This window comes from Acidobacteriota bacterium, assembly GCA_016184105.1.
Lineage (GTDB): Bacteria > Acidobacteriota > Vicinamibacteria > Vicinamibacterales > 2-12-FULL-66-21 > JACPDI01.
This window is the reverse complement of the sequence record JACPDI010000011.1, coordinates 83,808-96,881: the sequence shown is the minus strand read 5'-3', so window position 1 is coordinate 96,881 and position 13,074 is coordinate 83,808. Positions and strand designations below refer to the sequence as shown.

Here is a 13,074-nt window from a genome sequence, read left to right as displayed (position 1 = left end):
TGAAGTGGACCTCGCGCCTGAGCGACGAGGTGGCGGTGCCGCTGATCAGGAAGATGCTGGTGCCGGGAACGGTGGATCGGGCGATCTTCACCGAGGTGATTTGCGCGCTGATGAGGGAGGGTGCGGACAGTCCGCGCCTGATCCTGGGCGCCGCTCCGTATTCCGCAGGCATCTGGGCCACGCCGCCGCAGGACCGCGTCATTCAGAAGAACGACATCGTGCTCTGCGAGCCGATCGTTCCGCTGAGGCATTACCAGACCGAGCGGATGTACACCTTCGCGCTCGCCCGGCCCTCCGACGTGCCGGAGTCGCAGAAGCGGGGCGCCCAGGTCATTTACGAGTCGTTCCAGATCATGCTCGAAGAGATGAAACCGGGCCGCGAGCTGAGGGACGTCTACGTCAAGGCCAACAATCACATCAAGAACAAGGGCTACGCGGAGGGTGCGACGGTGTTGATCGGCCACTTCATCGGCATGGACAACCACGAGGGGGGCCGCATTACCGAAGAGGGGACGAAAGGCGTGATCCTCGAGCCGGGCATGGTGATCAGCTGGCACCCCAACGTGGTCGTTCCCGGCGATGGCGGAGTCCGGACCATCTGCTCCGACACCATCCTCGTCACCGAGAAGGGGGCGGAGATGATGTCCAAGTTGCCGATGGAGCCGATCGTGTACCTCTAGCCGGCGCGACGGCTATTGCGGCTCGAACAGATAGCTTTCGCCGAGCGGGCTCCAGAATACGTCGATGACCTCCGCGCTGGTGGTGGAAAACGGGTTGCGGGCCTGGCTGCGCAGCAGATGAGGAACGCTGGATTCGAGGAACACCGAATCGCCGGCCCGCAGCGGTTCGACGACCTCTTCGTTCTCGACGAACGTGACCAGCTCCAGCTCTCCGTCGAGCACGTAGATGAATTCCTGGCCGTGATGCTCGTGAGTGATCATGCCGTCCGCATGCCCTGACCTCACCTGAACGTAGTAGGGGTGCATGCCCGCGTCGAGGAAGCCGCTCGCGAGCCGTCGAAAGACGTGCGCGTCACCGCCGGAGCTTCCGGCCGACCCCTTCCGCTGGGAAACCGGCACCTTCGCAATGTCGGCGGCGCGCTGGATGAAGTGGTGCGGCTGGCTCTCGACCGTCGTCGCAAAGAAGTATTCGAGCGGACGGCGGAACTCCCGCGCGAGGTGCAGCAGCAGATGCAAGTCGGGAGCCTTCTCGCCGCTCTCAACGGCGGCCAGCTGTCTCGCGCTGAGCCCGACGTTGCGGGCGAGGGCCGCCAGCGTCAGGCCGCGCGAACGTCGGAGCAGCGCGATCTTTTCGGCGGCTTCCCGCACCGGATCGCCGTAGTGCCGAAAAATAAAATATCGCTGTACTAACGTAGATGATACCGTTCGTAATCGTCTGTCGTGGACTCGTGTCATGGCGATACGCGAAGGGGAATCCATCGCTGATTTCTTAGACCACGGGGGGAGCGTCCCGTGACCGATCACGCCGTCTCGCAGTTTCAGACGAGCCTGCGCCAGGGCGTGCGCGAACTGTGCACGCGGTTCCCGGACAGCTACTGGCGGGAGCTCGACGCACAGAGGGCCTACCCGGCCGCGTTCGTTCGCGTGCTCACCGACGCCGGGTACCTGGCCGCGATGATCCCCGAGCCGTACGGCGGCTCCGGCCTCGGCGTCACCGAGGCGTCCATCATCCTTGAAGAGATCAACCGCTCCGGTGGGAACGCCGCGGCGTGCCACGCGCAGATGTACACGATGGGGACGCTCCTGCGCCATGGGTCCGACGCGCAGAAGGCGCAGTACCTCCCCAGGATCGCAAGTGGTGAGCTCCGCCTCCAGGCGTTCGGCGTCACCGAGCCGAACGCCGGCTCGGACACGACTCGCATAGAAACAACCGCCCTGCGGCGGGGCGACACCTACGTCGTCAACGGACGAAAGGTGTGGATCTCGCGCGCCGAGTACTCCGATCTGATGTTGCTGATCGTGCGGACGACGCCGCTCGCGGAGGTGCAGAAGCGAACCGACGGCCTTTCGATTCTGCTGGTGGACCTTCGCGAGGCGGTCGGACGCGGGCTGACGATCCGTCCGATCCGTACGATGATGAATCACGCGACGACCGAGCTGTTCCTGGACGACCTCGAAGTGCCGGTCGAGAACCTGATCGGCGAGGAAGGCAAAGGCTTCCGCTACCTGCTGGACGGGTTGAATGCCGAGCGGATCCTGATTGCCGCCGAGTGCATCGGGGATGGACACTGGTTCATCGAACGCGTGTGCCGGTATTCGCAGGAGCGGGTGGTGTTCGGACGCCCAATCGGCCAGAACCAGGGGGTGCAGTTTCCCATCGCGCGCGCGTACGCGCACATCGAAGCGGCTGACCTGATGCGGTACCGGGCCGCCGGCCAGTTTGACGCGAATCAGCCATGCGGGCCCGAGGCGAATATGGCGAAGCTGCTGGCAGCCGACGCGTCCTGGGAGGCGGCGAACGTGGCGGTGCAGACCCACGGCGGATACGGGTTTGCCGAGGAGTACGATATCGAGCGGAAGTTCCGGGAGACGCGACTGTATCAAGTCGCGCCGATCTCGACGAACCTGATACTGGCATACCTGGCCGAACACGTGCTGCACTTGCCGAGGTCGTTCTGATGTTGCCGCTGGAGGGCGTGACAGCCGTGTCGGTGGAGCACGCGGTCGCCGCGCCGTTTGCGAGCCGGCAGCTCGCGGACCTGGGGGCCCGCGTGATCAAGATCGAGCGGCCGGGCGTGGGTGACTTCGCGCGGGCCTACGACGCGACGGTCAATGGCCTGGCGAGCCACTTCGTGTGGCTCAATCGATCGAAAGAGTCGCTCACGCTGAACCTGAAATGCCCTGAGGGCATCGAGGTGCTGCGCCGGCTGCTGTCGCGAGCCGACGTGTTCATCCACAATCTCGCGCCAGGCGCCCTCGAGCGGCTCGGCATCTGCGCCGAAGACCTGCGGGCGGAATTTCCCCGGTTGATCATCTGCGACATCTCCGGCTACGGTACGTCCGGTCCTTACCGCGACAAGAAGGCGTACGACCTGCTGATCCAGAGCGAGACGGGCCTTCTCTCCATCACCGGCACGGAGCAGGTCCCGTCGAAAGTCGGCATCTCCATCGCGGACATCGCGTCCGGCATGTACGCCTTTTCCGCGGTGCTGACCGCATTGCTCATGCGCGCGCAGACGGGGCAGGGCACGAAAGTGGAAGTCTCCCTGCTCGAGGCCTTGAGCGAGTGGATGGGATACCCGATGTACTACACGTGCTACGGCGGCGTTCCGCCCCCACGAACCGGGGCGAGCCACGCCGCGATCGCCCCGTACGGACCGTACGCGAGCGGCGACGGCAGGGTGGTGTACCTCGGCATCCAGAACGAACGCGAATGGAAACGGTTCTGCGAGCTGGTGATCGAACGCCCGGAGATCGCCGGCCACCCGCACTTCAGTTCAAACTCGGCGCGCGTGCAGTACCGCGAGCGCCTGGACGCGATGATCGTGGAGGTCTTTGCGTCCCTGTCGGCCGAGGACGTGATCGAACGCCTGGATCGCGCTCAGATCGCGAACGCGCGCATGAACACGGTCCAGGAATTCCTCGAGCATCCGCAACTCGCCGCCCGCAGCCGCTGGCGCGACGTCGAGGCGCCCAACGGCCGCATCCGGGCGTTGATACCGCCCATGACGTTCGAGGGCGTCGAGCCGGTGATGAGGCCGATTCCAGAGGTGGGCGAACATACGGACGCGATTCTGCGGGAAATCGGCGTGGATGCCTCCACGATTGCCGCGTGGCGGCAGGCCGGCATCATCTGATCGAGGGAACCCATGGCGACGAAGGAAGGCTGGACGGGCCGGGTGTTCGAGGACTTCGAGGTGGGAGACATCTATGTTCATCCGCTGGGACGGACGGTGCTCTCCGCCGACAATGTCTGGTTCACCCTCCTGACCATGAACACGAACCCGATCCACTTCGATCATGCGTACGCGGCAGGAACCGAATTCGGCCGCCCGCTCGTGGACTCGACGTTCACGCTCGCGCTCGTGACCGGCCAGTCCGTGATGGACGTCTCGCAGAACGCCATGGCGAACCTCGGGTGGGACGAAGTCCGGCTGCCGAACCCGTTATTCGAGGGCGACACCGTGTACTCGCGCAGCGAGGTCCTGGAGAAGCGCGAATCCAGGTCGCGGCCCGCCGTCGGGATCGTCCGCGTCAAGACGACCGGCTTCAAGCAGGACAACAGCGTCGTGATCGAGTTCAAGCGCACGTTCATGGTGTACAAGCGCGGGCATGTGCCGCCCACCGCGCGGACGCAGTTCACCGGGCCCGCTGGCGATTAACAGAGTGGCCGTCACCTATCTCTTTGCACCGGCGCACGACGAGCGCAAGGGCGTGAAGGCGCTTGCCTCGAGCGCCGACGCCGTGATCTTCGACCTGGAGGACGCGGTGCCTGACGCGCGCAAAGAGGAGGCGCGCAGCGTCCTCAACAGGCGCCTGCAGGAGTCGCGGGCGCATGCCGGACCGCAGCGATGGGTGCGCGTCAACGACAGCAGGACGCGGCACTTCCAGGAAGACATCCGATCCGTCGAATGGCGCCACGCGCACGGCGCGGTGCTGCCGAAGGCCGAAGATCCGGACGCTGTCGCCGCCCTGGGCGGTCAGGTGAGCCATCTTCTCCTGCTGGTCGAATCGGTGGCAGGCATGGCCGCACTGGACAGGATGGTCGGCGCCAGCAGCCGCGTGGAGCGGGTGGCGGTCGGGACGTGGGACCTCTCGCTGGATCTGGGTCTATTCAGCGTCGAGGATCCGGACGACTCGGAACTGATGTGGCACGTGCGGACCCAGCTGGTGCTCGAAAGCCGGCGGCTGCAGCTGTTGCCGCCGATCGACGGCATCTTCGCCAACCTCGGCGATCTGCAGGGGCTGAGAAACGTGTGCGGGCGCGTGGCGCGCCTGGGATACGGCGGCAAGCTGCTGATCCATCCAGACCAGATCGCGCCTGTCCAGGCGGCGTTCGACGCGGCGCCAACGGCGCTGCGGCAGGCGCGACAGATCGTCACCGCGTACGAAGAAGCCGAGCGTGAAGGACGGGGCGCCCTGCGTGTCGGCGATCGACTGGTGGATCGGCCCATGGTCGAGCGCGCGCGGGCCATCCTGAAACGATCGCAGCGGGAACGCCGATGAACGACGACGTGGCCGAACGCTCACCGCGGCGCTTCGATGTGCAGACGTTGCGGGCGGCCGTGGCGCGCCTGCTCGTGCAGGCGAACTACTGCATCCCGGACGACGTCCTCGAGGCGCTTCGATCGTCTGCCGATCGCGAAGAGTCCCCGGTCGGCCGGCGGGTTCTCGCCCAACTGATCAGCAACTACGAGGTCGCGGCCAGCGAGAAACGTCCGGCGTGCCAGGACAGCGGTCTGACCGTCGTGCACGTCGAGCTGGGGCAGGACGTGCATTGTGTCGGCGGCGATGTGTACGAGGCCATCTACGATGGCATCCGGGACGGCACCCGCGACGGGTACTTGCGTCAGTCGGTGATCGGAGAGCCGCTGCTGCGCAGGAACTCGGCGAGCGACGTACCGGGCGTCATTCACGTGGATCTGGTGCCAGGCGACCGCGTCACGCTGACGGTCGCATCAAAAGGATTCGGCAGCGAAAACAAGAGCGCGCTCGCGATGCTGACGCCGGCTGACGGACGAAAGGGCGTTCGCGACTTCGTCATCGCGACCGTCGACCGCGCCGGCGCCGATGCCTGCCCGCCTCTCATCGTCGGTGTGGGCGTGGGCGGGACGTTCGAGACCGCCGCTCTCCTGGCGAAGAAGGCGGTGCTGAGGCCGATCGCTCGGCGACACGCACAACCGCATGTGCGCGAGCTGGAGGCCGAGCTGCTGGAGGCGATCAACGAGCTCGGGATCGGGCCGCAAGGGCTGGGCGGAACCGTCACGGCCCTGGCGGTCAACATCGAGCTGCACCCCACGCACATCGCGGGCCTCCCGGTGGCCGTCAACATCGGCTGCCATTCGAACCGGCGCGCGACGGCCACGCTGTGACGCGATGAGCGGCCCTCTGCGAGTGAACTGCGAACGGGGACTTTCAGGCGCGGACCTGCGCGGCCTCGACGCTGGCGACACCGTGGAGCTGACCGGCTGCGTGCTCACGCTGCGAGACGCGAGTGCCGCCCGGTTGGTCTCTGCGGAGAAGGAGCGGCACGCGCTGCCCGTGGCGCTGGCAGGCCAGGTGATGTACGCAGTCGGCCCGTCACCCCCCAAGCCGGGCGAGGTCGTCGGATCGGCCGGGCCCACCACCACCGCGCGGCTGGCTCCGTACCTGCCGGCGCTCCTGGCGAGCGGGGTGCGGGGCATCATTGGCAAAGGGGAGCTGCACGGTGATGCGGCGGCGGCCTTCGTGCAATACGGCGCGGTGTACTTCGCCGCGATTGGCGGACTCGGCGCCCTTCTCGCCAAACACATCGTCAGGGCCGATGTCGTGGCGTACCCGGACCTGGGACCCGAGGCCGTGTACCGGTTCGAGGTGGTGGATTTTCCCCTGACGGTGATCATCGATTTGGCGGGGAGAAACTTTCACGAGACCGCACGGGCGCGCTGGCGGCGTACGGCTGATCGATCGAGTTGAGCCCGGGGGGGGACGAGGAGATTCGTGGATCACGAGACCGATGTGCTCGTCGTTGGAGGAGGCCTCGCCGGCCTGATGGCGGCGCTGCAGGTGCCGCCCGGCCGCGTCATGATCGCGACCAAGGTGTACCCCACGCAGTCGCATAGCGGCGCGGCCCAGGGCGGGTTCAACGCCGCGATGGCGGAGGCCGATTCCGTGGAGGGGCACGCCGCGGACACCATCAAAGGTTCCGATTACCTCGCGGACCAGGACGCCGTGGACACGATGTGCTCGGAAGCACCGGAAGTGATTCTTCAGCTCGACCGCCTGGGCGTCATGTGGTCGCGGACGGGTGCAGGGCGAATCGCCCAGCGCGCGCTTGGTGGCTCGTCGTACGCGCGCGCCTGCTATGCCGCGGACATGTCGGGGCACGTCGTGCTGCAGACGCTGTACGAGCAGGTGCTGCGCGCCGATATCCCGTTGCTGGTTGAATGGCACCTGCTCGCCTTGCTCGTGGAGGACGAACGGGTGGCCGGCGCGGTGTTCTGGGATCTGCCGGCAGGCCGGCTGAGAACGGTACGGGCCGCCGTGGTGATCCTCGCCACGGGCGGCTACGGCCGCGTGTACGCGAAGAGCACGAACGGGCTGGGGTCGACGGGGGACGGCGTGGCGATCAGCTATCGTGCGGGTGCCGTGCTGTCGGACCTCGAGTTCGTTCAATTTCACCCCACCACCCTGGTGGGCACGAACATCCTGATATCGGAGGGGGCGCGGGGCGAGGGGGGCTACCTCCGGAACGCCGCGGGGGAGCGGTTCATGGCCCGGTACGCGCGAGACGCCATGGAGCTGGCGCCGCGTGACATTGTCTCCAGGGCCATCGCCAGCGAGATTCGGGACGGGCGGGCGTTCAGCGGCGGATACGTTCACCTCGATCTCACGCACCTGGGGAGCGACATCATCGAGCAGCGGCTCCCGCAGGTACGGAAGCTCGCACGCGTCTACGCGGGGGTCGACATCGCCCATGACCAGTTGCCGGTGGAGCCCGCCCAGCACTACAGCATGGGCGGGATTCGCACGGATGTGAGCGGGCAGACCTCTCTTCCCGGCCTGCTGGCCGCCGGCGAGTGCGCGAACGTCAGCGTGCACGGCGCCAACAGGCTGGGGGGGAATTCTCTCCTGGAGACGGTCGTCTTTGGGCGGCGGGCCGGCCGGCGGGCAGCCGACGCCGCATCCCAGCTGGGTCGCGCGGAAGCGAAGCAGTCGTGGGCGCGGTTCGGCGATGACTGGAACTCCCGCTTCGATCCACGGACGGATCTTCAGCGCGATGCTCACAACGTCGTGCGGCTGCGGCGGGCACTCACCGAGGTGATGACGCGAAGGGTTGGCGTGTTCCGCCGTGCGGACGAAATGTCGGCGGCAGCCGGCGACATTCGAATGCTGCGGGAGGAGTATCGTTCGCTCGGCGTCGCGCCGCCGACGGGTCCATTCGACTATCGCCTGATCGCGCACTGGGAGCTTGGTTTTCTCCTGGATGTCGCGGAGGTTGTCGCAGGGGGCGCCCTTCGGCGGACTGAAAGCCGGGGCGCGCACTTCCGAACGGACCACCCGCGCCGTGACGACCGGAGATGGCTTCAGCACACGTTCGCGCGCCGCACGCCTGATGGGCCGCAATTTCAAGACGGTGAAGTTCGCCTGGGTCGCCTGGCGCCCGAGGCACGGGTGTACTGATGGCGTTGGTCGAGCGTCAGGGGGGAAGCTGGTGCCCTTGAAGATTGCGGTACGGCGGTTCGAGCCCCAGTCCAGTTCGCGTCACTGGGCCAGTTATGTCGTGGAGCTGGGGCCGGGCAAGACGGTTGCGGATGCGCTTCTCGACATCCAGGAGACCCAGGACGCGACGCTCGCATTCAGGTGTTCCTGCAGGAGCGGCATCTGCGGCGCCTGCGCGGGCATCGTCAACGGCGCGCCGCGCCTGTTGTGCCAAACGCTGCTCGGCGGCGTCCCACCCGCACGCGACGACACGACCGGGGCAGATCTCCTCGTGGAACCGCTGCCGTCGTTTCCCGTACTCCGGGACCTGGTCGTGGACATGACCGGCTTCTTTGACGCGCTGGCGCAATTCCAGGCGTGGCTGGTCCCGAACTCCCGATACGAGGGCTCGATCGGGCAGGATCGGTCCGAGCAGTTGTGGAAGGTGACGACGTGCGTCTTGTGCGGCATCTGCGACCCCGGGCAGGGTGTCGAAAGAAGGATTCCGAATCCGTCCGTCGTCGCGCGCATCCTGCGCCTCGCCTTCGACCCGCGCGACGCGGTCGGCCGCGACCGCCTGCGAGCGCTGCAGTCGCTGGATCCGCCGGCGCGCGCCCGGCTGGCCGAGCGCCTCGCGCTCGTGTGTCCGGCGGGCGTGGATATTCGACCGCTGATCGAGCAGATGGGGAGCGAGGCGTGATGGGAGGCCCGCCCTCGAGCTCAACGGCCAGCTGACTTCGGGCGCCGCCCCGTTGCGTCCGACCGGCTGCCTGGATGAGCCTTCAGGTACGCCGTCAGTACGCCCGCCTCGCGCAGGATGCGGTTGCCCAACCGACCAGCCGGGCTACTTTCCCTCGGCGCTCTTGCGCGCATCGACATCGATCACCCAGTCGACGACGACGGATTTGTTGGCGGTCTCGCGGTGGGATGTGCTCCTGGCCAGCCGTATCCCTCGTTGCGCTCCGGTTCCGACCACCGTGAATGTCGTCGGGTCCGAGAAGCCCTTCGAGAGAATCCAGTGCGCTTTCTGAATCGGGAACGTGAACAGCTTGTAGTCGGGCATCAGCGGGGTCATCACGACGAACAGAAGGCGATTCTTCACGACGGGTGTGAAATCGACGCGCGCCTCCTTGAACTGCATCTTGATCGTGTCGCCCGTCATCTCGCCAATCACCGGCACGTTGAAATACGCCGGCGTGATCGTGCGCGCCACCATTCCGAAATCGACCGGTGAAGCGGTGCTGTTCTTGAATGGAATCGGCGCCAGCCACCGGCGCTCGAGCACGAGGATCCCCCTCGGGAGCGGTTCGGCCACCGTGACGTCCTCCCAGAACGTGAAGTTGGTGGCGTTACCCTCCAGCTCGCCCGTGAGGTAGACCGGTTTTCCCGGAGGAGAGTTCTTCGGGAACCGGAGCCTGAAGCGGCCGTCCAGCCGGACGCCATACTTCAACCACGGCTGGCTGCCATCGTTCCAGACCATCGTCATCGACACGCTGAGCGGCCCGTCGAACGAACCGCAGTACCTGTCGAACATGGACTTGATGCCCAGTTCCACGAAGTCGGTGAGGCCGGTGATCGCAGTCGTGATCCCGCCGACGGCCCCCTGAAAGCCGTCGGCAGCAACCTTGATGTTGTACGACAGGCTCGTGCCCGTCGCCCCCTGGAAGCCGAGCTTCTCCACCAAAGTGGGCACGCCCTTGTCGACGGCGATCTTGCCCAGTGTCGTCAGCAGGCTCTTACTGATGCTGAACGCGTACGAGGCGAACTTGGCCCCCTCGATCGCGGTGTTCATCGTTTCGCACAGGGGCGTTGGCTTTTCTCCGATGCGCGCGGTGTCGATCTGCTCGATCGCCGCTTCCGCTTCGGGCACCCAGTCGCGCAGTCCCTGGAATATCGTCGGGTCAGCCGTGCCGGCGGCGTTCGGTTGGGGAACCAGCTTCCCGAGTTCCGCGAGCATCTTGGCGGGCGGCAGGTGCACGGCGTCCGCCCGTTGCTGGAGCTTCTGCGCGCTGGCGACGAGCTGATCTCTCTCGGCGGAGGCGGGCAGCGCGCTGGCCGTCTCGTGGAGGAATTTGAGGAGCTTCTTCGTTCGCTGGTCCAGCTCGCCCGAGAGTTTCTCGACTTCGCCGGCCAGCGTGGCAATGGAGTGGACCCGGAATGCGGTGGCGCCGCTGCCCTTGCCGTCCGGCGCGGTCACCGTAACCTGGTACTTGCCCCCTTTTTTCGTATCCGCAAACGTGACGTTGAATTGCCCGTTCGGTGAAACAGCGGCACTGAGCGTCACGGCCGGCGTTCCCGACTCGTGCCGCACGCGCACGGATGCCTGGTGCTGCTTGGCGCTGTAGCCGGTAGACCCCGCGATCACGACGTGTTGCCCGGAGAGTACGACCGCCGGCTTGGCGGAAACATCCACGTGCGCGCCCGGTGTCGTCGCCGGCGCGTCGCTGCCCGCCGGCGCCTGCGTCCGCGCGGCGCTCGAAGCATCCGCTGGCATCCAGGCGATGAACGCCGCCAGCACGACGCCGGGTGCGGCGGCAACGGCAGGTTTCGTGATGCGAGGTGCCCATCTCATGATTGGCTCCGAGGCCGGCCGTCTCCGGGTCACAGCCGGGAGAGAGCCTGCTTTGCGACAGCCAGGAACACACTCTTTGTTTGATCGTGGCCGAATCGTGGCGAGATGACTTCGATGAGGACGTCGTCTTTGAGCACCCAGGACGGCATCAGGTCGCTGTAGTAGGCCTTGTCCGCCAGGCCCCGCACCTTTTCGGAACCGGTCAACTCCTCGATGTCCACCTCGTCATCGTTCATCATCTGCTTTGCCATGCTCGTCGCCGCCCGGTTGACGCGAGCGAGCTCCTTTCCACCACGCCAGTAGACGGTGACGGAGACGAGCATTGTGTTCGTGGCAGCCGAGGTCAACTCGCAGATCGTCTTGTCTTCCTCTTCGATGTTGTGGAGCATGTCGAGCTTTTCTTTCGCGATGGCTTCGACCTGCTCTCGGGGAACCAACGCGCAGGCGTTCCGGGCCGGACGCGATGGGGCTGCCGCGGCGGCGCCGGCCGCGGCCGCTTTCTCGCCCGGGGCCGGTGTGCCCGCATCCGACGCGGCGCGCGAAGGATCCGCGCGGCATCCGGACGCAACGGCAGCGGCGGCGACGAGCGCCAGGGCCATCCGATTTGCTCGGGTCACGGTGATCACTCCTTTGATGTCTCAGCGGACGCGAACGATCTCGACGCGCCGGTTTCTCGCGCGGGATTCCGGGGTGTCGTTGTTCTCTCTCGGCCTGGTCTGGCCGAAACCCTCGGCCTGCAGCCGGTCCTCGCCCGTGCCCAGGCGCTCAACGACCGCCTGTCGGACCGCGCCAGCGCGCGCGCGTGACAACCTGAGATTGGACTCGGCGCTGCCGACGCTGTCGGTGTGACCCTCGAGGCGGACTTTCCAGTCCGGGTGGCGGCGCAGCACGGCGGCGATTTCAGCAAGGGCGGCATCCGACTCGGGCCGCAGGCGCGCGCTCGCGAACTCGAAGTAGACGCCGGGCAGCTCCACCTGTTCGTCGCCGGACAAGGCCCGCTCGAGCCGGCCGCTGTCGGCGCTCTTCGGCCGGTCGATCCGCACGACCACGAGCCGGGCCGTGCCGATGATGGCGCGCAGCGTCAAGGGGTTCCGCGGATCGTCGAGAAACCAGAACTCCGCGCTCACATCGCCGGTCAGTCCCTCGAATGTGCCCTTCGCGTGGATCGCCGGCAGCCACTCACGCTCGCCGTCGAGGACGACGGGAATCGGCACCGGGTGTGATTCCACGCGTTCGAGTTCCCCTTCGTATTCCGGGCTGGGCAGGCCCGTGGCGCCGATCATCGAATCGGCCTGTTCGATCGACGCGAGCGAGCACTCGGATCGCCCGTCCCTTCGCACCTCCTCGAACACCTCCGTCGAGATGCCGAGTGCCGTTGTTCCGCGCGCAAGCTCCGTCCGACCGGATAGCCACCGGACCCGGTAAATGCGGGCCGACTGCAGGTCGCGGGCCAGCACGATTCGGCTGCCGCGCAGTTCGGTCGGTTCCCCTGAAACGGGCACGGTGGCCGAGTACGAGATCTGGACGCGATCGGTGGTCGGAAGCGAAATCCGCTTCACGACTTCATAGTCGCCGCGCTCTTCGGCGACACCGGACACGACGATGAGTCCTTCGGAGAGCGGAATCCCGGGGAAACGCGACAAATCGAGATTGGCGGGGGGCGTGAGCGCGCGGGCCTGTGCACCGGGAGCGGCTGCGGTGGGCGCGCCTGGCGCCGAAGCGCCGGCGCCGGCTGTGGGGGCGGACGATCCAGCCGCCGCGGGCGCGGCCGCGGCCGGCGACGCCGCGTGAGAGGAGGCGTCGCGACTGCAGCCGGCTGGCAGCACGGCGTACGCGACAATCACGGCGATGGCAAACGAGCGGCCCGGCGGACGACCAACGGGCGGAGCCACCATGGGACACCTCTCACTTCCGTGACAGTGGGAAGGGGCGAGTGTAGCAAAAAGGTGCCCGCGGCGCGAGCAGATCGACGAAGCCGCGCATCGCGGGGGTCGTCAACGGCTCGGGAAGAATCGTGGCAACGCGCCCGCGGATCGAAAAGAACGATCCGGCCCAATGAGGGCGATTCGGTGGATGCCGAGGACGCCACCATCAGCTGGACCCATCCGCAACGCGGTCAGCTTGATGCCTTTGAGGTCGTCA

The 13,074-nt window shown here is 66.7% G+C and carries 13 protein-coding genes; 9 read left to right on the top strand and 4 right to left on the bottom strand.

The window, feature by feature from the left end:
- A partial coding sequence (locus HYU53_04195; GenBank protein ID MBI2220385.1) for an aminopeptidase P family protein occupies positions 1-680 on the top strand: 680 nt, incomplete at its 5' end.
- 12 nt (positions 681-692) lie between these two features.
- On the opposite strand, the gene HYU53_04190 is transcribed toward HYU53_04195, so the two are convergent.
- Positions 693-1,328, bottom strand: coding sequence for a helix-turn-helix transcriptional regulator (locus tag HYU53_04190; GenBank protein MBI2220384.1), 636 nt, complete (start codon positions 1,326-1,328; stop codon positions 693-695).
- A gap of 144 nt (positions 1,329-1,472) precedes the next feature.
- On the opposite strand from HYU53_04190, the gene HYU53_04185 reads away from it, so the two are divergent.
- From HYU53_04185 to HYU53_04150, 8 genes are all read left to right on the top strand, one after another.
- On the top strand, positions 1,473-2,639 hold the full coding sequence (locus tag HYU53_04185; protein ID MBI2220383.1) for an acyl-CoA/acyl-ACP dehydrogenase: 1,167 nt from the start codon (positions 1,473-1,475) through the stop codon (positions 2,637-2,639).
- Entirely contained in the window at positions 2,639-3,817 is a 1,179-nt protein-coding gene (locus tag HYU53_04180; GenBank protein ID MBI2220382.1) for a CoA transferase, read from the top strand. The genes HYU53_04185 and HYU53_04180 overlap by 1 nt, the downstream gene beginning before the upstream one ends.
- Positions 3,818-3,829: 12 nt before the next feature.
- A complete protein-coding gene (locus HYU53_04175) occupies positions 3,830-4,342 on the top strand; it encodes a MaoC family dehydratase (GenBank protein ID MBI2220381.1) in 513 nt (170 codons plus the stop codon).
- 4 nt (positions 4,343-4,346) lie between these two features.
- On the top strand, positions 4,347-5,186 hold the full coding sequence (locus HYU53_04170) for a CoA ester lyase (GenBank protein MBI2220380.1): 840 nt from the start codon (positions 4,347-4,349) through the stop codon (positions 5,184-5,186).
- Entirely contained in the window at positions 5,183-6,052 is an 870-nt protein-coding gene (locus HYU53_04165; GenBank protein ID MBI2220379.1) for a fumarate hydratase, read from the top strand. The genes HYU53_04170 and HYU53_04165 overlap by 4 nt, the downstream gene beginning before the upstream one ends.
- Positions 6,053-6,056: 4 nt before the next feature.
- Positions 6,057-6,635, top strand: a complete 579-nt coding sequence (locus HYU53_04160) for a fumarate hydratase C-terminal domain-containing protein (GenBank protein ID MBI2220378.1) — start codon at positions 6,057-6,059, stop codon at positions 6,633-6,635.
- A gap of 75 nt (positions 6,636-6,710) precedes the next feature.
- Positions 6,711-8,342, top strand: a complete 1,632-nt coding sequence (locus tag HYU53_04155; protein MBI2220377.1) for an FAD-binding protein — start codon at positions 6,711-6,713, stop codon at positions 8,340-8,342.
- Positions 8,343-8,373: 31 nt separating this feature from the next.
- The gene (locus tag HYU53_04150) at positions 8,374-9,060 is read left to right on the top strand and encodes a succinate dehydrogenase/fumarate reductase iron-sulfur subunit (protein MBI2220376.1); all 687 of its coding nucleotides are present in this window, start codon (positions 8,374-8,376) and stop codon (positions 9,058-9,060) included.
- A gap of 144 nt (positions 9,061-9,204) precedes the next feature.
- On the opposite strand, the gene HYU53_04145 is transcribed toward HYU53_04150, so the two are convergent.
- From HYU53_04145 to HYU53_04135, 3 genes are read right to left on the bottom strand one after another with little or no spacing between them, the layout of a single operon-like run.
- The gene (locus HYU53_04145; protein ID MBI2220375.1) at positions 9,205-10,932 is read right to left on the bottom strand and encodes a hypothetical protein; all 1,728 of its coding nucleotides are present in this window, start codon (positions 10,930-10,932) and stop codon (positions 9,205-9,207) included.
- 29 nt (positions 10,933-10,961) lie between these two features.
- Complete coding sequence (locus HYU53_04140) at positions 10,962-11,531, bottom strand: hypothetical protein (protein ID MBI2220374.1); 570 nt, start codon at positions 11,529-11,531, stop codon at positions 10,962-10,964.
- Between the two features lie 39 nt (positions 11,532-11,570).
- On the bottom strand, positions 11,571-12,827 hold the full coding sequence (locus HYU53_04135) for an OmpA family protein (GenBank protein ID MBI2220373.1): 1,257 nt from the start codon (positions 12,825-12,827) through the stop codon (positions 11,571-11,573).
- Positions 12,828-13,074 lie beyond the last annotated feature (247 nt).